Origin of the sequence: Lactobacillus kullabergensis (assembly GCF_003151025.1) — a bacterium.
In the GTDB taxonomy this organism is placed as follows: Bacteria; Bacillota; Bacilli; order Lactobacillales; family Lactobacillaceae; genus Lactobacillus; species Lactobacillus kullabergensis.
On sequence record NZ_CP029477.1, the window covers coordinates 540,633 to 567,336 of the forward strand.

General features: G+C 33.6%; 22 protein-coding genes and 2 pseudogenes. 21 read left to right on the top strand and 3 right to left on the bottom strand.

All coding sequences use genetic code 11. The features are described from left to right. The first annotated feature begins 22 nt into the window (after nucleotides 1-22). From ligA to DKL58_RS02780, 6 genes are read left to right on the top strand one after another with little or no spacing between them, the layout of a single operon-like run. Nucleotides 23-2,035: an NAD-dependent DNA ligase LigA gene (gene ligA, locus DKL58_RS02755; protein ID WP_109586007.1), complete on the top strand. Its 2,013-nt coding sequence runs from the start codon at nucleotides 23-25 to the stop codon at nucleotides 2,033-2,035. A 13-nt stretch (nucleotides 2,036-2,048) separates the two neighbouring features. After that, nucleotides 2,049-3,188, top strand: coding sequence for a CamS family sex pheromone protein (locus tag DKL58_RS02760; protein ID WP_109586992.1), 1,140 nt, complete (start codon nucleotides 2,049-2,051; stop codon nucleotides 3,186-3,188). A gap of 14 nt (nucleotides 3,189-3,202) precedes the next feature. Beyond that, nucleotides 3,203-3,505, top strand: coding sequence for an Asp-tRNA(Asn)/Glu-tRNA(Gln) amidotransferase subunit GatC (gene gatC, locus DKL58_RS02765; protein ID WP_109586008.1), 303 nt, complete (start codon nucleotides 3,203-3,205; stop codon nucleotides 3,503-3,505). Continuing rightward, on the top strand, nucleotides 3,505-4,944 hold the full coding sequence (gene gatA / locus DKL58_RS02770; protein ID WP_109586009.1) for an Asp-tRNA(Asn)/Glu-tRNA(Gln) amidotransferase subunit GatA: 1,440 nt from the start codon (nucleotides 3,505-3,507) through the stop codon (nucleotides 4,942-4,944). The genes gatC and gatA overlap by 1 nt, the downstream gene beginning before the upstream one ends. 3 nt (nucleotides 4,945-4,947) lie before the next feature. Beyond that, a complete protein-coding gene (gatB, locus tag DKL58_RS02775) occupies nucleotides 4,948-6,378 on the top strand; it encodes an Asp-tRNA(Asn)/Glu-tRNA(Gln) amidotransferase subunit GatB (protein WP_109586010.1) in 1,431 nt (476 codons plus the stop codon). A 30-nt stretch (nucleotides 6,379-6,408) separates the two neighbouring features. Continuing rightward, complete coding sequence (locus tag DKL58_RS02780) at nucleotides 6,409-7,329, top strand: diacylglycerol kinase family lipid kinase (RefSeq protein ID WP_045927724.1); 921 nt, start codon at nucleotides 6,409-6,411, stop codon at nucleotides 7,327-7,329. A 67-nt stretch (nucleotides 7,330-7,396) separates the two neighbouring features. On the opposite strand, the gene DKL58_RS02785 is transcribed toward DKL58_RS02780, so the two are convergent. Continuing rightward, nucleotides 7,397-8,107 carry a Bax inhibitor-1/YccA family protein gene (locus tag DKL58_RS02785; protein WP_109586011.1) on the bottom strand — a complete coding sequence of 237 codons (711 nt, stop codon included), beginning with the start codon at nucleotides 8,105-8,107 and terminating at the stop codon, nucleotides 7,397-7,399. A gap of 172 nt (nucleotides 8,108-8,279) precedes the next feature. On the opposite strand from DKL58_RS02785, the gene rlmD reads away from it, so the two are divergent. The 8 genes and pseudogenes from rlmD to DKL58_RS02825 all read left to right on the top strand — a co-directional run bounded on the left by rlmD (nucleotide 8,280) and on the right by DKL58_RS02825 (nucleotide 12,896). Continuing rightward, entirely contained in the window at nucleotides 8,280-9,632 is a 1,353-nt protein-coding gene (gene rlmD, locus DKL58_RS02790) for a 23S rRNA (uracil(1939)-C(5))-methyltransferase RlmD (RefSeq protein ID WP_109586012.1), read from the top strand. A gap of 190 nt (nucleotides 9,633-9,822) precedes the next feature. Continuing rightward, the gene (locus DKL58_RS02795; RefSeq protein WP_109586013.1) at nucleotides 9,823-10,362 is read left to right on the top strand and encodes a TetR/AcrR family transcriptional regulator; all 540 of its coding nucleotides are present in this window, start codon (nucleotides 9,823-9,825) and stop codon (nucleotides 10,360-10,362) included. Further along, complete coding sequence (locus DKL58_RS02800) at nucleotides 10,359-10,940, top strand: NAD(P)H-dependent oxidoreductase (protein WP_109586014.1); 582 nt, start codon at nucleotides 10,359-10,361, stop codon at nucleotides 10,938-10,940. Before DKL58_RS02795 ends, DKL58_RS02800 begins: the two co-directional genes overlap by 4 nt. A gap of 186 nt (nucleotides 10,941-11,126) precedes the next feature. Next, nucleotides 11,127-11,378: an AbrB/MazE/SpoVT family DNA-binding domain-containing protein gene (locus DKL58_RS02805; protein ID WP_109586015.1), complete on the top strand. Its 252-nt coding sequence runs from the start codon at nucleotides 11,127-11,129 to the stop codon at nucleotides 11,376-11,378. 39 nt (nucleotides 11,379-11,417) lie between these two features. Beyond that, a complete protein-coding gene (locus tag DKL58_RS02810; RefSeq protein ID WP_109586016.1) occupies nucleotides 11,418-11,738 on the top strand; it encodes a hypothetical protein in 321 nt (106 codons plus the stop codon). A 16-nt stretch (nucleotides 11,739-11,754) separates the two neighbouring features. After that, nucleotides 11,755-12,036, top strand: a complete 282-nt coding sequence (locus tag DKL58_RS02815; protein WP_476703147.1) for a hypothetical protein — start codon at nucleotides 11,755-11,757, stop codon at nucleotides 12,034-12,036. A 117-nt stretch (nucleotides 12,037-12,153) separates the two neighbouring features. Next, complete coding sequence (locus DKL58_RS02820) at nucleotides 12,154-12,534, top strand: YbgA family protein (protein ID WP_109586018.1); 381 nt, start codon at nucleotides 12,154-12,156, stop codon at nucleotides 12,532-12,534. Further along, nucleotides 12,531-12,896: pseudogene (locus DKL58_RS02825) on the top strand (TIGR02328 family protein). The gene DKL58_RS02820 and the pseudogene DKL58_RS02825 overlap by 4 nt, the downstream one beginning before the upstream one ends. Nucleotides 12,897-13,027: 131 nt before the next feature. Here the strand turns inward: DKL58_RS02825 and DKL58_RS02830 are convergent. Beyond that, on the bottom strand, nucleotides 13,028-13,486 hold the full coding sequence (locus tag DKL58_RS02830; RefSeq protein WP_109586019.1) for a DUF3021 domain-containing protein: 459 nt from the start codon (nucleotides 13,484-13,486) through the stop codon (nucleotides 13,028-13,030). Then, nucleotides 13,483-13,917 (bottom strand): LytTR family DNA-binding domain-containing protein, encoded by a 435-nt coding sequence (locus tag DKL58_RS02835; RefSeq protein ID WP_109586020.1) that lies wholly within the window; start codon nucleotides 13,915-13,917, stop codon nucleotides 13,483-13,485. The genes DKL58_RS02830 and DKL58_RS02835 overlap by 4 nt, the downstream gene beginning before the upstream one ends. Before the next feature lie 312 nt (nucleotides 13,918-14,229). Here DKL58_RS02835 and DKL58_RS09705 point away from each other — a divergent pair. From DKL58_RS09705 to DKL58_RS02870, 7 genes and pseudogenes are all read left to right on the top strand, one after another. After that, nucleotides 14,230-14,549 (top strand): annotated as a pseudogene (locus tag DKL58_RS09705) (DUF7010 family protein). A 135-nt stretch (nucleotides 14,550-14,684) separates the two neighbouring features. Beyond that, entirely contained in the window at nucleotides 14,685-15,962 is a 1,278-nt protein-coding gene (locus DKL58_RS02845) for a KAP family P-loop NTPase fold protein (protein WP_109586021.1), read from the top strand. Nucleotides 15,963-16,089: 127 nt separating this feature from the next. Further along, nucleotides 16,090-17,673, top strand: a complete 1,584-nt coding sequence (locus tag DKL58_RS02850) for a type I restriction-modification system subunit M (protein WP_162542363.1) — start codon at nucleotides 16,090-16,092, stop codon at nucleotides 17,671-17,673. A 16-nt stretch (nucleotides 17,674-17,689) separates the two neighbouring features. After that, nucleotides 17,690-18,940 carry a restriction endonuclease subunit S gene (locus DKL58_RS02855; protein WP_109586022.1) on the top strand — a complete coding sequence of 417 codons (1,251 nt, stop codon included), beginning with the start codon at nucleotides 17,690-17,692 and terminating at the stop codon, nucleotides 18,938-18,940. An 18-nt stretch (nucleotides 18,941-18,958) separates the two neighbouring features. Continuing rightward, nucleotides 18,959-21,967, top strand: coding sequence for a type I restriction endonuclease subunit R, EcoR124 family (locus DKL58_RS02860; protein WP_109586023.1), 3,009 nt, complete (start codon nucleotides 18,959-18,961; stop codon nucleotides 21,965-21,967). Nucleotides 21,968-22,019: 52 nt separating this feature from the next. Further along, nucleotides 22,020-22,628, top strand: a complete 609-nt coding sequence (locus DKL58_RS02865) for a hypothetical protein (RefSeq protein ID WP_109586024.1) — start codon at nucleotides 22,020-22,022, stop codon at nucleotides 22,626-22,628. 1,702 nt (nucleotides 22,629-24,330) lie between these two features. After that, nucleotides 24,331-26,475: an AAA family ATPase gene (locus DKL58_RS02870; RefSeq protein ID WP_109586025.1), complete on the top strand. Its 2,145-nt coding sequence runs from the start codon at nucleotides 24,331-24,333 to the stop codon at nucleotides 26,473-26,475. The last annotated feature ends 229 nt before the right edge of the window (nucleotides 26,476-26,704 follow it).

Consider the following 26,704-nt stretch of genomic DNA (forward strand, 5'->3'; position numbering starts at 1 on the left):
TTTTTTAATCAGGAGGAAGAAAATGGCAGATTTAACTCTTGATGAGGCCAGAAAAGAAGTTGCTGCGCTGAGAGATAAACTGGATGATTGGGCAAATGCATATTATACAAATGACACACCAGAAGTTGAAGATAATGTGTATGATAAAAACTATAATCGTTTAGTTGAGCTTGAACAGGAATTTCCGCAACTGGTGTCCCAAGATTCTATTACCCAAAAGGTTGGGGGCCAGATTGACAATCAGTTTACCAAGGTTAATCACGAAATTCCGATGTTATCAATGGGTGACGTCTTTTCAAAAGAAGAATTACAAGAATTTGATGACAGAGTACAAAAACAGATTGGTCATGAAGTTGCTTATAACGTCGAATTAAAAATTGACGGTTTATCAATTGCACTTGAGTATACTAACGGTAAATTAACCAGAGCTTCAACTAGAGGTAACGGTCAAGTAGGTGAAGACGTTACTCCTAATGCACGCTATATTGCAGATATTCCCCAAACTTTACCTGAAAAATTGACAACGGAAGTACGGGGCGAATGTTATATGGGCAAAGAGCCTTTTGCAAAGCTTAATGCAGAACGTGATGAAAAGGGAGAAACAACTTTTGCCAATCCGCGTAACGCCGCAGCTGGGTCTTTGAGGCAACTGGATGCCAGTATTACCAAGCACCGTCATTTAAGTACGTTTATTTATACTTGGGTTAATCCACCAGCAGAAATTACCAGTCAACACCAGGCTATTGAGAAAATGACTCAGCTTGGTTTTCACACCAACCAAACTGGGCGCAGAATTGCTAAAATGTCTGATATTTTTACTTTTATTGATGAATATACTGCAAAAAGAAATTCACTTGATTATGGCATTGATGGTATCGTCTTAAAAGTTGACGATCTGGATTTACAACAAGAACTGGGAAACACGGTTAAAGTGCCTCGGTGGGAAATAGCTTATAAGTTCCCACCAGAAGAGCAGGAAACTGTGGTTCATGAAATCAAATGGACTGTTGGCCGTACTGGTGTCGTAACGCCTACTGCTATCATGGATCCTGTGCAACTTGCTGGTACCACAGTTTCTCATGCAGTTTTGCATAACGCCGATTTGCTGCAACAAAAAGATGTTCGCATTGGTGATACCGTTATGCTGCATAAAGCGGGTGACATTATTCCTGAAATTTCAGAAGTGGTGCTGGCTAAACGGCCTAAGGATGCCCAGCCGTATCCAATCCCGACGAAGTGCCCATCGTGTGGTGAAAAACTGATTCATCTAAAAGATGAAGTAGCTTTGCGTTGCGTTAATCCGTCTTGTCCTGCTCAAATTGAAGAAGGAATTACTCACTTTGCTTCAAGACCTGCAATGAATATTGATGGTTTAGGACCTAAAATTGTGCGACAGCTGATTAAGAACGATCTGGTACATAATGTGGCTGATTTATATCATTTAAATGCAGCTGATTTGGCAAAACTAGATCATTTCAAAGATAAATCCATCAGCAATTTATTAAATGCAATAAATAATTCGAAAAGAAATTCAGTCGAATTATTGTTAACTGGACTGGGTATTGATCATGTTGGTGCTAAAGCTGCACGTTTGATTGCACAAAAGTTTAAAAATATGGCAAAGATTATGGCAGCGGACGTGCAAGATGTGGCTGCAATAGATACAATAGGCATGACAATTGCAGAATCTTTGACTACTTATTTTGCTCAAGATGAAGTCGTAGATTTAGTCAATGAACTTAAAAATAGCGGCCTTAATATGGATTATCTGGGTGCAGGTCCAGAAGAAACTGAGTCTATTCCAGATAATTACTTTAAAGATAAGACTGTTGTTTTAACAGGGACTTTGGCTCACTATACTAGAAGTGAATTTACTAAAAAATTGCAATCTATGGGTGCAAAAGTAACTAGTTCTGTTTCTGGTAAAACAGACTATGTCATTTACGGTCAGGATGCTGGTTCCAAGTACTCCAAGGCTCAGAAACTGGGTGTACCATTATTGACTGAGGAAGAAGCAATTGCTCAAGTTAAATAAAGGACCATTTAAAGTGAAAAAATACTTGCATATATTAGCGCTTTTAGGAATATCATTATGTTTGACGGCTTGTGGAAACTTGAAAAATTCTGACTTGGCGAATAATGCCAAAACATCTTCTAATTCCAATTCTAAAACTTATCAGACTACTGATACTGGTAACAATGGATATACTGTTTTGCTTAAAAACGGACACTATGTAACTAGCCCAATATCTGGTTTAACAGCAACTAATAATGATAATTCGGTGGATACCAGAGAATTAGAACGAGGTTTGGTTCAGATTTCCAAGGGTGTTTATTCAACCAATTCTTATGTTTTTCAAGAAGGTCAGTATATTTCTGCCAACATGGCTAATGAATGGTTAGGGCGCAAGTCAAAGTCAAATCCCAATGGTCTGAATCCTGAAGCTGGAACTAAGAAAAATTATCAGCCATATTATTTAGAAGAAATACTTGAACAAGATTTTTTGACAGGATCCGGTTCGAATTATCATATTGGCGGTATTAGCGTTGGTCTTGCTCTTAATTCTATTGATTACTATCAAAAGAAAAAAGATGGTCCTGAATATCAAGCCCAAATATCGCGTGCAAAGCAAAAACAATATGGTCAAAAAGCAGCTGAACTAGTCGTAGCTCGCTTGCGGAAGAAAAAATCGTTAAAGAAAATTCCAATCACTGTTGGTCTTTTTGCTAAAGAAAGCAAGGATTCGTTAGTTGCTGGAACTTACTTTTTGAGTGGGACAGCGGCTGCTAATAGTAGTAAAATAACTAAATGGAAAACTATTAATACTCAATCTGAAGTTTTGCCTACTGTTGGTGGTAAAAAAGCAATCAACAGCAGTGATGCTTCCAGTTTCAATAGTTTTAAAGAATCTATTCAAAATTATTTCCCTAATATCAGTGGTGTAACGGCAACTTTACGATATGAAAATGGTAAATTAGCTCAGGAAAATATTTCAATTACTACCCAGTTTTATGGGTATGAGCAAATACAAAGTTTCACGAGACTTGTTTTATCAACTGCAAAGAAGTATTTAGCTAATAACGTGCCAATTGAAATTAAAATTGGCTCTGTTAATGACATCCAGGCTTTAGTTGCCAAAGAAACAGGGGATAGTAGTTATCAAGTCCATATTTATGGTGGCGAATAAGGAGGTATATTTGCGTGGAAATTACAGAAGAGACAATTAAACACGTTGCGACTTTGTCGCGACTTGAAATTGATGAAAAAGATATCGGCAAAGTAACTGAACAAATGAGTTCAATTATTAATATGGCGGATCAATTGTCAGAAGTTAATACCGATGGCGTTAAGGAGACAGTTCAGGTTGTTGATCGTGATACTGTTTTTAGAGAAGATAAGCCTGAACACTGGCAAGACAGAGAAGAATTAATGAAAAATGTTCCTGATCAAGCCAATGGCTTCATTAAGGTTCCAGTAATTATTAACAAGGATGAGGACGAGTAATGAATTATTTAAATGAAGATATTGACTCTTTAAATGAAAAGCTTGCCCAAGGAACTTTGTCTGCAGACAAATTAGCGCAAGATACAATCGATAATATTAAAAAAACAGATGACAAGTTGAATGCCTGGATTACTGTTCAAGAAGATGCCAAACCTGCAAGTAATCTTAATTTTGATCAAAATAAACTTGCTGGTATTCCAATTGCTATTAAAGATAACATTATAACTGATGGTGTTAAAACCACAGCTGCCAGTCATATTTTGGATAATTATATTCCGGTGTATGATGCGACTGTCATTGAAAGGCTGAAAAAAGCGCAAGTAACTTTTGTGGGTAAAACCAACATGGATGAATTTGCGATGGGTTCTTCTACTGAACATTCATACTTTGGCATCACCCATAACCCGTGGAACCTGGATAAAGTACCGGGTGGTTCATCGGGCGGTTCAGCTGTTGCTGTTGCTTCTGGACAAGTTGTAGCAGCGCTAGGATCTGATACTGGTGGTTCAATCAGACAGCCTTCTGCATTTAACGGCATTTTTGGTATTAAGCCGACATATGGTCGAGTTTCACGTTGGGGTTTAATTGCATTTGCTTCTTCATTAGATGAAATCGGTGTGATGAGTAAGCGAGCAAAAACCTCAGCTGAAGTTCTGAATGTTATTGCGGGTAGTGACGAGCACGACTCTACTCTTTCGACTAGAGCAGTGCCTGATTTTACCAAGTACATTGGTCAAGATGTTAAGGGTATGCATGTAGCGGTAGTTAAAGAATATATGGCTGCTGTTGATGGCGATATGCGTTCTGTTCTGCAAGAACAAATTGATGCTCTGGAGAAAGCAGGTGCTATTATCACCGAGGTATCTTTACCTTTAACAAAATATGCAGTTCCCGACTACTATATCATTGCTTCAAGTGAGGCTTCGTCAAACTTGCAAAGATTTGATGGTATTCGCTACGGCTACCGTGCTCAAGATACTAAGAACCTACTAGATGTATACGTTAAGTCGCGCTCAGAAGGCTTTGGCGAAGAAGTTAAACGCCGAATTATGCTAGGATCCTTTGCTCTTTCAGCTGGCTCTTATGATCGTTTCTTTAGACAAGCATCTAAAGTGAGAACGTTAATTTGTGACGAATTTGATAAGATTTTCGCTGAAAATGATGTGATTGTGGGACCAACCACCACAACTCCTGCTTTCGGCATCGGTAGTGAAATTTCTGACCCAATTAAAATGTACAACAACGATATCCTGACAATTTCAGCCAACTTAGCCGGAATTCCTGCTGCCAGCGTTCCTGCTGGTTTAGTTGACGGAATGCCTGTAGGACTGCAGATTATGGCCAAACGCTTTGATGAAGGCAGCATTTTCCAAGTAGCTGACTTTATTGAAAGAACTAATAAGTTTTATGAAAAAACACCAGCTGGAATGGAGGATTAACTGATGAATTTTAAATCAACGATTGGGTTCGAAGTTCACTTTGAATTAAAAACTAAAAGCAAGATTTTTTCACCTTCACCAGTAAGTTATGGTGCAAAGCCCAACACGGAAACAAATGTAATTGATTGGGCAATGCCGGGTGTTTTACCTTACGTTAACAAAGACGTTTATCGCTTAGGAATTATGGTTGCATTGGCAACGCACGCTCATATTTTACCAACTACTCATTTTGATCGGAAAAATTATTATTACCCAGATAGTCCTAAGGCTTACCAAATCACCCAATTTTTCCAACCACTAGCTCGTGATGGCTATGTTGAAATTGAATCTCACGGTAAGAAAAAGCGTATCGGCATTCATGAAATGCACATCGAGGAAGATGCCGGCAAAAATACTCATGGTACAAACGGGTATTCATACGTTGACTTAAACCGTCAAGGTGTTCCTTTACTTGAAGTTGTTTCTGAGCCAGAAATTGCAGATCCTGATGAAGGATACGCCTACCTTGAAAAATTGCGTAAAATTGTTCAGTTTACAGGAGCTTCCGACGTTAAGATGGAAGAGGGATCAATGCGTGTTGATACCAACATTTCCATTAGACCTGCCGGGCAAAAGGAACTGGGTACCAAAGTTGAAATGAAGAACTTGAACTCTTTTGAACACGTGCGTAAGTCTTTGGCATATGAAGAAAAGAGGCAAGCACAAGTTCTCCTTTCTGGCGGTCGCGTGCAACTTTCAACTCGCCGTTTTGATGAAGCAACTGGTAAAACAGTTTTGGAACGTGTCAAAGAAGGCGATGCAGATTACCGTTACTTCCCTGAACCTGATATTGCTCCTGATCATATCAGCCAAGAGTGGATTGATGAAATCAAATCAACTTTGCCACGCTCAGCTGAAGAACGATACAACCAATACGTGAATGAATTTGGTCTGAAAAAATACGATGCTAATGTTCTTCTGCAAACTAAAGAAAGTTCAGACTTCTTTGATCAAACTGTTGCTGCAGGAGCTGATCCGCAGCTTGCTGCCAATTGGATGAATACCCAAGTTAATGGTTATTTGAATGATAATCGCGTTGAACTTGCTGATATTAAGTTGACACCAGAGCATTTGGCTGCCATGATTAAGTTGATTAAAGATGGCACGATTTCTTCTAAGATTGCTAAAAAGGTTTTTGCAGAGACAATTGCTAATGGTACCGATCCTAAGAAATATGTTGAAGACAAGGGTATGGTGCAGTTATCTGATACCAGCGTCTTGGCACCTATGGTGAAAGAAGTTGTTGATAACAACCCACAATCAGTAGAAGACTTTAAGAACGGTAAAGACCGTGCAATTGGCTATCTTGTCGGCCAGTTGATGAAACAGACCAGGGGCAAGGCAAATCCAAAGGTAATTAATAAGTTGCTGAATGAAGAATTGCAGAAGCGTTAAGTAAGTTTTGAAATAATAAGGGTAGAAATTATGACTGAAAAAGCAAGATTGATCTATAATCCTGTATCTGGTCACGAACAGATGCCTAAAAATGTCGCGGATATATTGGACGTTTTGGAACAAGCTGGATATGAGGCAAGTGCCTTCAGAACTACACCAGAAAAGCAGAGTGCGCAAAAAGAAGCAACTCGTGTAGCTAATGAAGGTTTTGAATTGATTGTTGCCGCTGGTGGTGATGGCACTATCAATGAAGTAGTAAACGGCATTGCTTATTTAGAGAAAAGACCTAAGATGGCAATTATTCCTGCCGGTACAACTAATGATTATGCTCGTGCTCTACATATTCCCCGAAATGATATTGCCGAAGCGACAAAAGTTATTCTCAAAAATAAAACTCGTAAAATGGACATTGGTCAAGCGACTTTTGCCAAAGATATTCAGTATTTCGTCAATATTGCAGCTTGTGGCTCACTAACCGAATTAACTTATGGAGTTCCTTCAGAAGTAAAGTCTGCTCTGGGTTATACCGCCTATTTAATTAAAGGTGCTGAAATGTTGCCTCATTTAACTGAAAATGAATTGCGTCTGACATATGATGAGGGCGTGTATGAGGGCAAGCTTTCAATGCTATTGCTCGGAATGACTAATTCTATTGGTGGTTTTGAACAAATAATGCCTGATGCTGAACTAAGTGATGGTTTATTCCAACTAATAATTGTTAAACCGTCTGATCCAGTAAAATTACTGAAATTGATGGCTTTGGCATTAAACGGCAAGCATGTTGATGACCCAGACATTATTTACACCAAGACACGTAGCTTAAAGATTGAATTAATGGGTAAAAGCAAGGGAGAGAAGTTGCCAGTTAACCTTGATGGTGAAATTGGTGATTATTGTCCTGTTACCTTTAAAAATTTACAACAACGAATTGAATTTTTTGTTGGTGAATAATTAAAACACAAAGAAAGAGCAACTACTGTTAATAGCAGCTGCTCTTTTTGCTTGTTAATAAAATCTATTAGTTGCGGCTATTGCCACTGCCACCAAAGATTTCCAACAAGAACATAAAAATATTAATGAAATCAAGGTAAAGTTGTAATGCACCGAGAACTGCTAAACCATTAGTTGAAACCTGATCACCGTAATTACTGTAAATTGCTTTCATTCTGTTAGCATCACTGGCAACTAAGCCCGTGAAAAGAATGACACCGATAAATGAGAAGACATATGTAACGGCAGGGCTACGTAAAAACATATTAACTACCCAGGCAACAACGAAACCAAGTAAAGCAGCACTCAAGTATGAATTCCAATTGCTAAGATCCCTTTTAGTAAAAGTACCAAACAAGGCCATGGCAATAAACACGGCAGCTGCTGAAACAAAAGCAGTGGTGATTTGGGTGCCGGTATAAAAGCCGGCAATTAAGGCAAACTCAAAGCCGTAAATTGCTGATAATATTGTTAACATTACTAAACTGGCAACTGGATTGCGGTCAGCTTTAAAGCTAATTCCCATTGATAAGCCAAAAGGTACAAATAAAATGAGCCACATCATAGCTACTGGCATGTTCATCACAGCGCTTCTGAATACGGTCATTGTTAAGTAAGCTGCTAATGCAGAAATCAGCACGGCACCACCCATGAGAGCATACATTTTAGTTAAAAAAGTATTAGTTTCGGAGATGGTGTGGATTTGGCGCCTATCTGAATTGGTATCATAATTATTCATGAAAAACGTCCTTTCTTTAATTTATTAGTATTAAAAGTAACACAGACTAAAGTAAGTGTGAAGGGATAAAGCTGAAATTAATTCAATATTAAGAATAGGCATGTACATTACTTTTGCTGGGATTTTTAGTAAAATAGATATATTAATCAGTGTTTGTAAAAAAGGACAAAATATGGAAAAGAATCAAATAATTGAACTTGAAATTACCGACTTATCATATGAAGCTATGGGAGTAGCTCATTATGAAGGGATGACGGTATTCGTTAACAATGCTTTACCGGGAGAAACGGTAGAAGCCAAGATCTTAAAAGTAAAAAAGCACTTTGCTTTTGCTAAAATTGAGCAAATTATCAAGGAAAGCCCTGACCGAGTTAATATTAAGCTCAACCAGTGGGTTCAAACCGGCTTGGCATCTTTAGCGCACATCAAATACGATAAGCAGCTGGAGTTTAAACGTAATCAAGTAGTAAATTTACTGCAGAAAGCCCATTTAGATGATGTCAAAGTAGGCGAGACTTTGCCTAGTCCAGAACAAACTGGCTACCGTAATAAGGCACAAGTGCCAGTGCGTGAAGTTAAAGGCCAGCTTGAAATTGGCTTTTTCAGAAAACATTCACATGATTTAGTGCCACTGACTAATTTCTTTACGACTGATCCTGAAATTGACCGAGTTTTGGTTGCTGTGCGTGACATTTTAAGACAATATCGTGTTCCAGCTTACGATGAAATTCATAATCAGGGTGAAATCAGGTACTTGGATATTCGCCGCAGTAAAGCGACTGGCGAAATTATGGTCATCTTGGTTTGCCTGCACAAGGATTTTCCGCAGCTACCTAAAGTAGCAGAGGCAATTAAACAAATTGCTGGTGTCACTAGCTTAGTCTTGAATTATAACCCGAAGAAGACCAACGTTATTTTAGGTAAAGTTGATTACTTAATCTTTGGTAAGCCACAAATTACAGATCAAATTGGTGATGTTAAGTTTAAGATTTCCCCTGAAAGTTTCTTTCAAATCAATTCACTGCAAACTCCCCGCTTATATGATTTAGCTATTAAAAAAGCTAATTTACAGCCTGATGATATTGTGATTGATGCTTATTCTGGTATTGGAACTATTGGTTTAAGCGTTGCTAAACTCGTTAAATCTGTTCGTGGAATTGAAAGCGTGTCTGACGCGGTGAAAGATGCCAATAATAATGCCAAACTGAATGGTATCAATAATGCTAAATATGTGGCTGGTAAGGCTGAAGAAGTGATGCCAAGATGGGCTGCTAAGGGGATGAAAGCTGATGTTATCTTTGTCGACCCACCAAGAAAAGGATTAACGCCAGAATTTATTGAAGCAGCAGTAAAAACTGGTCCAAAGAAGATTGTTTATATTTCATGTAATCCTGCAACCATGATTCGTGATTTGCAAGAATTTATGAATGAAGGCTATACCTTTAGTCAAATCGATCCTGTTGATATGTTTCCACAAACACCACATGTAGAAGCAGTGACGGTGCTAGAATGGACTAGGAAATAAATACTAAATGCTTGTGTAGTGGCATTTTTATAGAATAAAAGCGTACTAATTCATTTTTAATGATTTGAATTAGTACGCTTTTTGTTTTCTACTTGGTAATATCTTAAATTATTGGTCTTATTGACGTCTCCAGATAACAGTGTTATATTGTTAATTGCAGATAACGATGTTATTTAAGGAGGTATGTAAAATGGACAATACACAAGATAAAATTATTCAAGCAACGATAGAATGGATTAAAACAGATGATTATAAGAACTTATCGATGCGCAAATTGGCAACAAAAATAGGAATGACTACTGGGGCCATTTATAAATACTTTCAAAACAAGAATGAGTTGTTTTACCAAGTGTCGATTAAATTATCACAGCAATTTGCTGAACAACTGATTACTACTTCTGAGAGTTCACCAAAGGATGAACTACTTTCATTAGCTAATGAATTCTGTAAGTTGAGCCAGGAACAGGCGAAGCTTATCAACTTCCTATTTTTTAATTCAAGTTTGCAGAATTTTTACCAACATGCCAATCATGATTTTCAATTTTACGATCAGGTAATGAGGTTAGTTCATCAGATAAACAGTGGTGCAGTTACTGATCAACAATTCTTTACTCAGATTTGGGCCTTTATTCAAGGGTATTCGTTGTTAATCATAAACGGGGTAGCTGAATATGAGCCCATTTTAGTTGAAAAAACCTTAAATGAAATGATTGGGGGTATTAAAAAATGATTTTGATAATTTATTGTCATCCCTATGATCAGAGCTTTAATCATGCGGAACTAGAAATAATTAAAGAAAATCTAAGTGCTGCTCATCAGAAATACGAAATAATAGACTTGTATGCGGATCAATTTAATCCAGTGTACTCAAAGGAAGAATTGAGGCTCTATCATCAAGGTCAAACTACCGACCCCTTAGTTACTAAATACCTAAAACTATGTCAACAAGCGGATACTGTGATTTTTATTACACCTTACTGGTGGAATGATATTCCTGGGATGCTAAAAGGCTTTATTGACAAGGTGATGAAAGAAGGAGAAGGTTTATCACATACTGTTACTAAAATAGGAGTGAAAGGTGAGTTGACTAATGTTAAACATTGTTATGTGCTAACCACTTCAACTTCACCAACATGGTATATCCGTTTCTTTTTAGGTAATGCTATTAAAAAAATTCTCATTAACAAAACTCTGCGCCAATTAGGTTTTAGGCACTGTTATTGGCAGAATTTTGGTGGTATTACTAATTCTTCGCTTGAACGAAGGAGGAAATACTTAGATCAATTAACTAAGCAGACTTTTAGCTAAAAAGTTTCCACTTGTTTTTTCAATTGTTTAATTAACAAGAGAAATTTGTACTAAATAATTTGTTCTTAAATCATGCTTTATTTATTTCAAATGCTTTGTTAACAAAATTAATTGATATAATTTTGAGCATTAACAGGTATTTTGGTAAAACAATTAATAGAAGTAAACTAAAAAGGAGGCATAGTTATGAACCGCGTTTTGATTGGTAAAGTTTCAAAAAAAGGACAAGTAGTTATTCCCATACAAATCAGGAAAGCTTTAGGTTTGAATAAGGGAAGCAAAGTGTCATTCGAGCTAAATAATGGTGAAATTACTATCAAAAAATTACCAACGGCATTAGATTGGGCTAATTTGGTTAAGCAAATTCCAGTTGAAGATGTTAAAATCGATGAAAATGGTTATTTTGACCCTAAAAAATCACCGGATTTCCATGACTAGATGGTTAATGGCTAATAGAGTCAGGAGAATGAATGATTTTTGCAAGTATACTTAAAAAACATTGAACGTTTGAAAAATTTCTATCAAAGTGATTATTACCGCTGGTTGGAAACCAATGATCCTAAAATGGTCAAAAATGTTGAAGATGCTCTATATGAAGATCCAGATAATTTTGATGACGAATTATACAAAGATCTAGCTCTTAAATATAATTTAGAGCGCAAGAAATGTAATTTACTTGTTAGCGTCAATAATCAAAAAATAAAAATGTCAGCAGATATTGTTTGTGGTGTTAAAAGTTTAAAAGCTTTAGGGTCAAGTACGCCAGAATTCTTATCAAATTTACCACGATCGCATTGATTACTTGTTATATGATTTGAAACTTTACTTTAGGGATGAAGAAACGTCAATGCAAAAAGCCTATCAAAACAATAATACTAAAATTTGGCTAGATGCCTTTACTGATGATTTTCCAAAATTCGTTCATGAAATGCACTTTGAAGATTTTGTTAATGAAAATTATGATGTGTTAGATATTGAATTTGGACAAAGAAAAGTTGTTACTGGCGGTTTACAGCAACTTCAGAGTAAATCTAAGAATAAAATTGTTCAAAAACGATACATGGAACAGCTGTTGACTTTGGACAAGTTGTTTTAATAAATTTAGTTTCATTCGTTTGTTGTAAAATATTATTTAGTAATAAAATTTAGTTAGGTAGAATTTATTATTAATAAAACTATGCATTTAAATGCATAAAAAATAGGACAAATGAAAATGGAAAAATGGCAAGAAGAGTGGGCCTATAATAAATATTGGGTGATGGCTCATTCGCAACAGTGCTATGAGCAGATTAGGCTGCTGGCTAAAGACAACGAATGGTCAGAACAAAAGAATATTGAATTCAAGAACTTATTAGAAAAAGCAGCCAGTCAAACCCCAACAGTTAAAACCTTAACCAACGCCTATCAACATGTTTGGGGCTATTTTAAGAAAATTTGTACTCCGGAAGAAAAACAAACTTACTTACATTTATTGCAAGAATTATCACCAACAGAAGATGAATTGGGTCCATTTTTAAGTCGTTTAGCTGAAAAGTATCAAGTTTCTTATTTATTAAACTCACGTTTAATTCAGGAGTGCAAAGAAAAATCATGAGATTATGGCATCAAGACTTAATTTGGCGATTGCCAAGGCAGCAACTTTTGGGGCAACACCGCGAAATTGCTGCTTTGCGCGGACGTGGCTGAGGCAAGCCTCATGCTACTGTTAACTATGTTTTTCAACATTCACCTTATAAATTGTATCAATTTCATTTGTTAGTATTAGCTGAAATGCAACGGCGCCATTATCATCCAGATGTTAAATGGTTTGATCCTTATTATAGAGGACAATATTGTCTTAAGTATGATAGTTTACCAGCTATTCCGTGGACTGATCCAATTTACCCAGAGCACGACGATGCATATTTACAAAGTTGTTTGGATAATTTGCACCGAAAAGGAATAAATTTATATTGAGTTTAGTTTACTAAAAAGCCGAAGATTAACATTGAATGATGATATTTTCCTAAATCCCTTTTTTAAGAAACACAGGTAAAAAAGTTGAGCACTTTGATATGAATGCTCAACTTTTTGCCATTGTAATTAGATTACTTTGTTTTGATTTTATGATTAATACTTGCAATCTCCTTTGCAATTTTATGGTAATTATAATACCAGCAAATTAAATAGATGATGACGAAAATTACAGTAAATTTTGTAAAGTTAACCAAGTTTAACGAAACCCAACCAGCTAAAAGGGCCAAAAAAACAAACCCAAAATAGTAGGTGAAGAAATTTATAACTGTTTTCTTTAATAATGACCAATGGTTAATAGTGAAGATAAAACTGCCAAAACCGAAAAATATTCCAGTGACCGCCCAAAGAATAATTGAAGCGGTAAAAGCATTAAGCAAATTGCTAAAGTTTGTCGTAAAAGATGGACTGGATGGAACATAAACTGAGCTATGTGATGCGTAACTGCAAAAGATAGAAATCATTAAGCCAATGAAGATGCCTTCAGTAGCAAAAGTAAACAAATAATTGATAAATCTCTTGGTGTTTTTCATATTCCTAACCTCTCTTTCAGATTCTTAATATTTCTTCTAGATATCTGCACTCTATGATTATTAGTCAAAACTACATCAATTAACCCATTATTAAGTAATTCAAGGTGATCGATGTGTTGATAATTAAATATAGCGCTGCGTGAAGCTTCAATAAAATAGTTCGGTAGATCTGCTTTCAAATTTGATAAACGATCATTATATGTAAGTTGCTGTTTTTCTGTATAAACATTAATATCTCTATTAGCAACTTCAAGTGAATAAATGTCTTCAAATTGAATTGGATAAATTTGAGATTGATAATGGCACCATAGTGAATTTTCGGACTGCGATAATTTTTGCAAAAGTTCATTAATTGCTGGTGTCATTTTTTTGATCCATAATTCACCGTGTTCTTCACTAATATTAGGATCGATGTGACAATTAATTTTCATTCCTGGCGCTCCTTTCTGTTAGTAAGTATAGTAGATGAATTCAACTTTTATCCCAGGATACTGCAAATGGTGGAATAAATGTCATTAATGGTTACAAAATTTGTCTTTCTGGTTGAAATTTAGCTTTTATAATTAAAAGAGAGTTTGAGTGCATGAATATACTAAAGTATAATTTAAAAGAAAAGTTGTTTTACTTAAAAGGATGAAGATGATGCAAGAAATTAATGAATTAAGGTTAGATTGTGCATTTAAACAAAAAGAGGACTACATATAATACTAGCTTCAATTTTTATTTGGCTAGTCATTGCAATTATTCACTTTTCGTCTATTCCAATATTAACGAAAAATCTTTTTACTTTTGTTTGCGCTGCAGTTTTATTGCCTTTATCTTATTTTGTTTCGAAGCTTATTAATGTTGATTTTCAAAACAAAGGTAATCCACTAACAGAGCTAGGAATACGGTTTTCTGTTAACCAAGTACTGTATTTGCTAATTGCAATGTGGATTTATCCAACTATACCAGAAAAATGTTTATGATTTTAGCAATTATTTTTGGCGCACATTTATTACCATATAGTTGGCTTTATAAGTCAAGGGTTTATTTGGTCTTGTCGATTTTAATACCCTTTTAAGCCTTAATCGTTGGACTAAACTTTGAGCAAGCAATTTTAGCTTTGACAATGATGGGAATTGAAATAGTCTTTTCTTTGGCTTTAGTTTGGGAAAATAGGAAATTTAAGTTTTAAAGTTTTTAGAAAGGTAAAAGTTTGAGAAGTATAGATTTAAAACCAACTGATGAAAATATAATTAATACTATTCTTACTAATAGTATGGGCAGAAATAATGGCGTTTATAATTTTGTGAGAATGCTTAATTCACAATACGGATCTATTTCGATTGCTGTTGATGGCAAATGGGGATCTGGAAAAACCTTCTTTATTAAGCAATGTAAACTGGTTTTAGATTGCTTAAATGATGAGAATGATAGCAGTGAAAAAAGAGAAATCTTAGAAGCAGTAACACAAGGAAAGACGGAAAAACTTTCCAAAATTAGTTATAAATCAGTATATTTTGATGCTTGGAAGAATGATAGTAACATTGATCCAATTGTTTCTTTGTCTAAAAGCATAGCTACAACGACTTTTAACATTAAAACAAAAGCCAAGAGCGTAGCTTTTAAAGCAGGTGAGCAACTTGTCAGAATAGCAGTTGAAAAAATTGCTAAAATTGATATTGGTAGTATCTTGGATATATTTCAAACAGAAGAAAATACTGAAGCTGAATTTAAGAAAGAATTGGCTTCTTTAATACCTAAAGATGGTCGTCTTGTTATTTTTATTGATGAATTGGATAGATGTCGCCCAGTATATGCTGTTAAGCTGTTAGAAAGAGTACAACATTTTTTTGATAATGAAAAAATAACTTTTGTGTTTGCTGTTAACCTTTACGAATTGAAAAACACTATACAAAAACTTTATGGCTCAAATTTCAACGGTGATCGATATTTGGACAGATTTTTTGATTTTGTTATGTCAATCCCAGAGCTTAATTTAGAGTCTTATTATCAAAACATTGCTAATTCAGTTAATATTAATACTGACTTTCCAGAGTATTATAAAGAACTGGAAACAAAATTTGACTTTAGTGCAAGGGAACGCGGCCATTTTGAAAATAGGGTCAATACTGCAATTTCTAAAGCTCTTTATAAACGAGAAAATGACTTACTTTTATATGGTTTTCAAGTGATTGATTTTTTTGTGATTCCATATTTAATTGCTCTAAAAATGGTGGATGGCAAAAGATATGACGATTTTATTTCTAATGATAATGGCACAGATTTTATAAATTTTTTGTCAGTAAATAAGACTTTTTCAAATAAAAAAGGAACAAAAGATATTAATCAACTAAAAAATGAAGCTCAGAAATTATATGAAAGTATATTTGTCGAAGATAATGGTTATAAAAAACACATTAGCGAGGTTTTGAGTTTAGTTTCCAATTTTTCTAATTATGAAGATAAAGATGATGAATCCACTAAGAAATAATCTTATTAAAATTTATCTTGTTGATAAATATAGAATGGTACAATTAAATAGACATTGATTGAGCTAATTTCAATCAACTAATAAATTAGAAAATGACTTTAAATATAAATTGTAAAAATTAAAGGAGATAACATTGTCAACTACAACTACAAGTTTACAACAAGGGTTGTTCAGTGCGGCAGATTCATTACGATCGAAAATGGATGCGAGTCAATATAAAAACTATTTATTGGGCACAGTCTTTTATAAATATTTATCTGATCACATGCTTTACAACGTTTTGGAATTATTATCTGATGAACCTGATGGAACGCTAGATGAAGCTCAAAAAATATATGAAGATAATGCTGATGATGCAGAACTGGTTAATGAGTTGCGCGTATCATTAGGATATGTAATTGAACCTGAATACACATATAATAGTATTTTAAAAGCGGTCAATAACCATACTTTTCAGGTCAAGCAATTAGGAGATGCTTTCAACAAACTAGAAAGTTCGGATCAAGACTTTGAAGGGTTATTTGATGACTATGATTTATATTCCAAAAGTTTAGGAAGCACAGCGCAAAAAAGAACAGATACTATAGCTGGAGTTATTCAAGCAATTGGCAAAATAGAATTGGTTAAAACTCCTGGTGATAGTCTGGGAGATGCTTATGAATACTTAATTAGTCAGTTTGCTTCAGAATCTGGCAAAAAAGCGGGGGAGTTTTATACACCTCAACAAGTTTCTGAGCTGCTAACGCGCTTAACATTAGTTGGTAAAGATTATTCTGCAGGAATGACGGTTTATGATCCTGCTATGGGGTCTGGGTCTTTGCTCTTAAACTTTAAAAAATATGGTTCAGCTCATGATCGAGTTACTTACTATGGGCAAGAAATTAATACCTCCACTTATAATCTGGCCAAAATGAATTTAATTTTGCACAACATTGACCAAGCAAACAGGCACTTGCGTAATGGCGATACCTTGGACGAGGATTGGCCAGCTGAGGAAGTCAATAACTTTGATGCAGTTGTTATGAATCCACCGTATTCATTAAAATGGTCAGCAAACAAGGGCTTTTTAGATGATCCTCGTTTCTCTCCTTATGGAGTTTTGCCTCCTAAATCGAAGGCTGATTATGCCTTCTTGCTTCATGGCTATTACCACTTAAAGCATAGTGGTGTGATGTCTATAGTTTTACCTCATGGAGTTCTTTTCCGTGGCGGTGCTGAAGGTAAAATTAGACAAAAGCTGCTTGAAAATGGAGCAATTGATGCAATTATCGGTCTGCCAGCAAATCTGTTTTATAGTACTGGTATTCCAACTGTGATTGTCGTACTCAAAAAAGATAAGCAAGACCGTGATGTCATGTTTATTGATGCTTCTAAAGGTTTTGAAAAGGTTAAAACGCAAAACAAATTGCGTGAAGAAGATATAAACCGGATTTTAAATACTTATTCTGCACGCCAAGATGCTGAAAAATATGCTCATTTGGCAAAATTTGATGAAATTAAAGAAAATGATTTTAATCTAAATATTCCTCGTTATGTTGATACTTTTGAAGAAGAACCACCAGTTGATGTGCAAAAACTAGTTGCAGATATGGCTAGCATTACAAAAGAAGAAGAAAAAACTACTAGTGAAATTAAGCATTCTTTGGATGAATTGGTTGGCACAAACCCAGAAGCACAAAAATCGCTGAATCAGTTGAAAGATATTCTATAGTAAGGTTTGTTGAAAAATGAATAAACATAATTCAGTGCCAAGTATTAGATTTAATGGTTTTAAGGATGAATGGAAATTGAGCAAGTTGGGCAATGACTTAATTTCTATTCATACAGGAACGAATTTACTTGGTTCAGAAACACCAGGTGGTATACCATTAATTAAAATGGGAAACTTAAAAAATGGATTTTTTGATTTTTCAAAATTGGATTATCTACCTATCTGTGAAAATGTTAAAAATGAAGACAAAGTACGATTCGGTGACTTTTTGTTTAACACAAGAAATACGTTAGACCTTGTTGGAAAAGGCGCAACTTGGATGTATGAGTCAACTAAATTTGCATATAATAATAATATTGCTAAATTTAATTTTCAGAATTCTATTAATACAGTTTTTTTTAATTATTTGTATAACACTTATAATGTCATGAATCAAGTACATGCAAGGGCTACTGGTACGACAAGTGTTGCGGCTATTTATCCTAAAAGTTTAGATTCAATCATTTATAATTTACCTAGTAAACAAGAGCAGCAAAAAATCGGTAACTTTTTTGCCAAATTAGACAAGCTACTAGATTTGCAGCAGCAAAAGATTGAAAAGTTGGAGCTGCTAAAAAAGGCTTTGTTGCAAAAACTTTTTCCTAAGCATGATGCCAAAATACCTGAACTACGATTTAAGGGGTTTGAAGATGAATGGGAGCCCAAGTATTTAGGAAAATTAGGATTTTTTGAGTCTGGAAATGGTTTTCCAAAGAATGAACAAGGTAAGAAAATTGGCATACCATTTTTTAAAGTTTCTGACTTAGGTAGTAGTTTTAAATTAACAAAAGCAAAAAACTATGTAGCCCCTGAGCAAATAAAAAGTAATAAATGGAAAGTTATTGATCCAACAAAAAATGGGGCTATAGTTTTTGCTAAAATAGGTGCTGCTATTTTTTTAAATAGAAAAAGGTTGGTAATGAAACCATTTCTTATTGATAATAATTTAATGGCTTATGTTATTTCTGAAAATGTAAATCGTAATTTTGTTATGGCTAATATACAAATGATAAATTTCTCTAAATTTGTTCAGGTAGGAGCAATACCCTCTATAAATAGTGGTGATTTGAAAAAAATAAAAATTAGTCAGCCAATAAATTTATCGGAACAACAAAAAATTGGCAACCTCCTATCTAAAGTTGACCAATTAATCGAATTAGAAAATAAAAAGTTACAAGATTTTCAACAAGTTAAAAAGTGTCTTTTACAAAATATGTTTGTTGAATAGCAAGGAAAAGAGACAGATATGTCAGTTGCAGCAGTTAAAGAAGCTCAAATGGAAAAAACTTTAATTGAGCAATTAACTCAAGGTATTAATCAATGGCGTTTACGTGAAGATTTAAAAACAATTCCGCAATTATGGGCTAACTTTTTCCAAATTCTTGAAGATAACAACCGTGATCAACTTCATGATGTTCCACTAACACAAAATGAAAAAGAAACCATTCGTACGCAAATAACCCAACCTAATTTTTACCAAGCTGCTAAATTTTTAGCTGGTGCTAACAAGCAGGTCAGGCATCATTTAAAGCGTGATGATTCTTCTTTGCCAGATGCTGATTTGTTAATTTTAGATAACTCCAATATTGCCGGTGGAACTTCTGTTTATGAAGTTGTTCATCAAGTAGAAGTCAATAAGTCGAGTTTGTCACCGCTTGATCAAGATAGGCGCTTTGATGTTAGTCTCTTGATTAACGGCTTACCCCTAATTCATATTGAATTGAAAACCCCAAACTTTCGCTTTATGGATGCGTTTCGTCAAATAAAGAAGTATATACACGAAGATAAATTTGGTGATATCTATAATTTTGTAGAAATGCTTGTTGTTACCAATGGAACCAATACTCAATATATTCCTGCTGGGCAAAATTTACGTGCTAATTTTTTAATTTCTTGGATTGATCAAAACAAGCAGCAAGTTAATGATTACTTAGACTTTGCACGTGATGTCTTATCCATTCCGATGGCACATCACATGATAGCTGACTATACTGTTTTAGATGATAATGCGCAGAGAATCATTCTGCTGCGTCCGTACCAAATTCAAGCAATACAAGCAATTTTTAAAGCATCGCGTGAAGGAAGATCTGGCTTTATTTGGCATGCTACGGGTTCAGGTAAAACCCTGACTTCCTATAAAGTCGCTCGTAATTTATTACAAATTCCAGCCATTGATAAAACGATTTTTCTTATTGATCGCAAAGATTTGGACATGCAAACCGTTTCAGCATTTCAAACTTATGCAAATAATGACACGATTGATGTGGATGAAACAGCGAATAGTTTTGAATTGGCTAAGCAATTGGGTGATGGCAACCGCAATGTGGTTGTAACTACCAGGCAAAAACTGCAAACGATATTCAAACGAATGGAAAATTCACCTGAAATAGCTAAAAAATATGAAAAGCTGAGGGACTTAAGATTAGCTTTTATTGTTGATGAATGTCATAGAGCCGTTACCCCAACTCAAAAAAGAGAACTAGATAGATTCTTTCACCGTCAACCATTATGGTATGGCTTTACCGGTACACCAATTTTTGCGGAGAACGCACGGGCTGAAAATGGCCAAGATGCCCGCACCACAGAGCAGCTTTATGGTCCGATATTACACAAATATACGATTGAAGACGCAATTCATGATAAAAAAGTACTTGGTTTTAAAATTGATAACGAAGGAAATTCAAATCAAACAGATAACGATGATATTTATCTCACAGATGCTCACATGAAGGCAGTGGTCAAGCAAATTTTAGATCTAGCTTATCGTAAGCAAATTCTTGGCAATAAACACAGGTATTCGGCACTGTTTTCAACATCTTCTATTAAGCAGGCACAAAAATACTATCACCTTTTTCAGGAAGCAATTGCCAACGGTGAAGTTCCTAATCGTATTCAAAAAGTGGCGCCAGATTTTCCCCGCATAGCTATTACGTATTCAATCTCTCAAAACGAAGATGAATCAATGGCTAATCAGGCAGAAATGAAGCAAGCTCTGGATGACTATAATAAAATGTTTAACACGCAGTTTTCTATGGCAGAACTTGGCAGTTATAATCGCAATGTTAATGATCGTTTGGCATGCAAAAATAAAGCATATCAAACACGAAACCAACAGCTTGACTTAGTGATCGTAGTTGATCGGTTATTGACTGGATTTGATGCGCCAAGATTGTCCACGTTATATCTTGATCGTCCACCAATGAATGCCCAAAACCTAATACAAGCTTTTTCAAGAACTAATCGTATTTTTGATAAGAAAAAAGAATGGGGTCAAATTGTAACTTTTCAATATCCAGATCAATACAGTGAAGTAATAGATAAAGCGTTGACACTTTATGCGAATGGTGGGACTAATGGTGTTCTTGCCCCAGATTGGAATACGTCACGTAAGCGATATCTGCAGGCACGTAAGAAACTGGACAAATATGTCGATAATCCGCAGATAATGGCTACGCTCATTGATGCCCCCAAAAAAGAACAGAAACAGTTTGCTGAAGCTTTTCAAAAATATGATCAGGCGCTTGCTGCTATTAAAACTTATGATGAGTTAGATAAGCAGGACAAACTTCCTACTTCTGCACAAGTTAATGTTGATGATATCCCATCTGAAATAGAAAACACTTTAGAAGGTACATACCAAAATATTATCGATAATTTAAAAGCAGAAAATAAAAATGATGATGACCCAGTAGACGTTGATCTTGACGAAGATTACGAGCTTGAATCTATTCATATTAAAGAAGTGGATGAACGCTATATTATGTCACTCATTCAAGATTATATTTCAACAGCGAATCAGCGGGTAAGTGCATCACAAAAATCTGAAGATCAAAGTGAAACCTCACAAGTTGGTGATTACATTGATCAATATGCTAAAACTAATGAGCCACGTGCGAACCATATTCGTTCGATTTGGCAAGATGTTCAACTTAATCCCCAAAAATATTCTGATCAAAAAGTTGAAGATGTATTAGAAAACTCTATCAAACAGGAAAATAAAAAAATTTTAAGTCAACTGGCAGATGATTTCGGTCTTGATTATGGCAATTTGAACTATGTTGTTAACAATTATAAGCCTGATGAAATCAATCATAAAGGTATGGGAGATTTGGTAAGTAAAAGATATTTTGATAGGTTCAAAGAGACTCATCCTGATAGTAAATTAAAGAATTGGCTTAGCTGGAAGACTGAGGTACGCGAAAAGGTTAAGCTAGTCTACAATACAAAGATCAAACCTTTAGAATCTGAAGAGTAAAAATTGATAGTTATTATTTGTAAATATAATTTCTCGAAAGTTGTGAGACGTGTTGCCAAAAAATGAATATGATTTTTTAATGAAAAAGCCAATTATTGAAATTTTGGATGGAGATGCTTGCTTAGATAATTTAATTAGTGAGGATAAAATACATAATGGACAACTTAAGAAAGTAGAGATTCATATGCCATATTTATCTGGTCCAGATATTTGTAGCTTATCCGAAAAGTTTGGAAGCCCAATTGAATATGATATATTCTCTCGCTGGTCATACATGCAAGAGATGTTTGAAAAGGCAAAATATAAAAATAAGACACAGGAAATTTTGAGCTATTTGTTTAGTAAAACTAATTTTGGCATGTGTAAAAACATTTCTGACTTGTCCGTTGAAATGTTCGAAGAGTATTATCAAAAAGCAACAACTCTAGCTATTAAAAAAATTAATAACTTCATTGATTATACTGGGGATAAATTAATTATTAAAAATAATAATGTGTTTTTAAAATCTGACCTGTTTGAAATAAAGAGCAAATATATCCAAAAGATTGACAGAACATACATTAAAGAGGTTCAAAGTAAAGCAAATGAAAATTTAAGACAAGGCAACTTTGATAGTGTTTTAACTCAAGCAAGAACTCTTCTTGAAGAAGTACAATTATAGCTAAATTATCTGAACAAAGTAAAATTGAAATCTATTTTTATTTTACATAATAATCGAGTTAGTACTACAGAATTAAGTCGGCCTTATTATGTTAAAGCAAAGGAGTATTGAATAACTATTGACATTAATTAAATGTTGAGCTCTGATCATTTTAGATTACTCTTTCACTTTTTATACCACTGACTTTAAAGGGTACAAGTAATCAGATTAAGGTTGAACATAATCCAACTTAAGAGTATGAGTATTATTTCTTCCAGGAAAATAAAGAGGTGAGAAATAATTGTTGTTGAGAAAATAGTAATAGGTAAGATTTTGCTAAGAGATTAATCGAGGTAGTCTTATTCCATAACTAAGATGAAAGGCTAGTCAAGTAGGAAATTACAGGCTAAAGAAAGGGAGCGAGCACTTAAACTTGCAAAAGCATAAAACTGGTTATCGAAAACAAATTTGTAAAAATTAAGTGCTTTAGCAGACAAGAGATCTAAGAACAGCCATCATAAGATATCTCTCGCTGACTTATAAATTAAAAGCTAACTCGACACATCTTTTATCCATGATATTGTTGATGTATAATCCAAGCTAAGTGACCTGCCTCTAAGCAATTATTACTGTACTTTAAAAAAGAACATAGATTTTTGTAATCAGAGAGTGATGATTTAAATTAAAGCTTTTATTAAAAAACACAGCGGTCTATTTGAACAATCACTTACTTAATGAACTAGCTGAATTTGTTTTACATAGTAAGTAAATGTTGGTACAAATATAGCAGATTTAAGGATAGGTTACGAATAGACATATTAAACATAGCTTTATTGGGATTTATAACAATCACAAATAGTATAGGAGAAGCAAAAGGTTTCAAATTCAATGTATAAAGGACTTACTTGTCAATTATTATTGATATCTGCATTTAAGAGATTATTCTTATATCATTCCTCACAGTTTGAATCTCAGGCAAACAATGGAATTAGCCAGTTAATGTCATGTTAATGTAAATTCTCTAAATGACTGATTAATGGAATTTTTCTTTTGTTCACTTAAGAAAATATTTTAAGATTTTGAAAAAAGATCTAGCATTATAAATGAACTGTAAAAAGAAATTAGATTGAAACAAAATTAGACTAGTTAGACAAGAAGGACTAAAAAAGTTGGATATCAAATATTAGTATTCAGCTAATCGCTAATAAGCTATACTTATTTTAGACCTAAATCCATGCTAACTTTTTCTCCAATTCATTTAAATTATGATTCTAATTTTCCCTGGACCATATAACTTCTCTGATTTAAGAGACAAAATGAGGGCTTCCATTTTTACTGATTATTTTATAGTTATTTCATCAAAAATATAAAGAATTTATAGATTTTTATTTAGACTAAAAATATTATAAATTAGGTATTGATATAGTATATTATATGATCTATAATTCAATTTAAAATAGTTACATTTACAAAGTTATATTCTAATTTACTATAATTTTGATTATATATACTTATAAGTAGATGAAATGAAAAATTGTATTTTTAAGTGGAAAAAATAGTTATATATGAAGCTATCGTGGTGTTCGTTAAAGTATAATTTTATTTTACTTTAAATATAGGTTAAATCATAAACATTAGTCTATTAGACGTGATTAATTAAGCGGTATAAATGCATACTATTTAAGCTATAATTATTATAGAATATCAATTATAAAGGCACAAAATGATTTTAAACGTAAAAGTACCCGAAGAAATTTTTCAAAATAACGGTAAAAATAAAGATGTAAATATAACTGGTTTTAAATTAAAAAATTTCATTTTTGGGAAAAATGGTACTGGGAAAAGTACAATTGCAAATAAAATAAAAGAACAATATGAAAATACCTATGATGTAAGAGTATTTCAAGGATATAGACAAATTATTAAAGAAGATGAAGGACTTTCTGCAATTGCATTAGGTGAAAAAAATGCTAAATTACAACCTGAAATAGATAAAAAGAAGTCAGAAATTTCAGAACTAATGAAAGAAAAAGAAGTTGCTAATATTAATTTTAAAACTTCAAAAGCAGCTCATAAAAAAGAAAATGATGAAATTGAGAATTTTTATACTTCCGCAGCAAGTAGAATTAAACAGAAATATCATTCTTGGATGATAATGCTAAACTATGATAAACGAAACTTTAAAGAGGATAAAAATAAATTAGTTAAGTATATTGAAAATAATAAAGTAAAAAATTACTCTTTGTTGATATTAAGTGAAAGTAGAGCTGGAAAATTAAAAAATTGTTTAAATCAAAAAGCAATGAGAAAGCATGATAGTAAACCCATAAATTTTCCGAAAATGAATAAAATTCTAAAAGAGGTAAATCATCTTGTAACAAAAAATATTACTCGGTCCGTAGCATTAAGATTTAAATCAAATGATGAAGAAAACTGGGTAAAAAAGGGTCTATCTATACATAAAAAAGGAGATTTCTGTGCTTTTTGTGGATCCGAAATAAGTTCAGATCGATGGGAAGATTTGAATAACTATTTTAATGATGAAGTTAAGAGTTTTGAAAATGAATTAAATAAGATGTCATCGAAAATTTCAAATAAGATTGAACAAATCGGACAAATAGAGCTTGTTAAAAAAGATTGGTTTTATCCTCAATATGGTCCAGGGGTTGATAAAATAAATCTAAAAATTAAAGAAAAAGTAACTGAATCTATTGATTTTCTCGGAAAATTATTAAAGTGTGTTAAAAAAAGAGAAGCAAATATTTTTACTTCGTTAAGTTCTATACATTTAAAGATTCCAAATGGTCTTGAAGAATTAAATGAATCATGTTCTAAAATTTATTCAGATAATAATGCTTTTGGTGATAACTTAAAAAATGAACAAGATAGTGCGAAAGTTGAACTGAGAATTAGCGAAGTGGCAGGAGAATTAGTTAATTTTTCTTATTTTGAAAAAGTAAAGGAACTAGAAAAACTAAAAGAAGATGAGCAAAAAAAATACGAAATTTATGAAAAAAAAGAAGAAGAAATTGTTACAGCTAAACATGAATTAAAGAAACTTTTAGAACAAACTAAAGATGAAAGTATTGCAGTAGAAGAAATTAATAAGAAGTTAAATTCACTTGGGAATCAGTCTTTTATACTTGAAAGAGTGAAAAATGGAGATCATAAGGGTCAGTATGGCGTAAAAGGTAGAAGTATTTCGACCTTAAGTACAGGTGAGAAAAATATTGTTGCATTTCTTTGGTTTATGTATGATTTGAAAAATTCCAACAAAAAGTCAGATAAGGAAATGGTTGTAGTCTTTGATGATCCAATGAACAGCAATGACGATGGGGTTCAGTATTTGATTATAGCAGAACTTCAAAAGCTGCTCCGAGCAGCTAAAAAAAGTGGGATACAGATTTTTATTCTTACTCATAATACACATTTTTACATTAATTTGAGATATAAATGGTGGGTTGGTGTAGGTAAACCTAATTATAATAAGACTACATTTTATTTAGAAAAATGTGGAACTAAGACAGAAGTAATTCAGATAAAAAAGGCTGATGATGACATTCAGTCAAGTTATGATGAATTATGGAAAGAAGTAAAATGGCTTTATGATAATGATAAGCCAGATTTTATGCTCAATCCTCTTAGAAGAATTTTTGAAACCTACCAAATTTTTAATGGAATAGATAACATGTTTATTAATGATCCCGAGGCTCGAAAACTGTTTGATGTAAATTCTCATTCTATAGATGATATAAAGGCCGATCTTAACGGTAAGGGTCGGGATGCAATAATGAATAAAGTTCATGGAATATTTAAATATTGGCATGCAACAGAACATTTTGAACATTATTGGAAAAAAGAAGAATAACTTTGTTAAATAACTGCTAAATATTCAGGGAGTTTTGAATAAAAAGTAATCTAAGAATATTGTCATTACAAAATATTGAAACCTTTCAAAAACTCTAAAATGTAATTTTAAGAAACTAATTTTAAAAATAATAAAACATACAATGTACTAAGCCCAAAAAAGAATGAATAAACTTATTGTCATTAAAAATAAAGTTTAATTTTTGGCTCTTTAATTAATGAAGTCATAA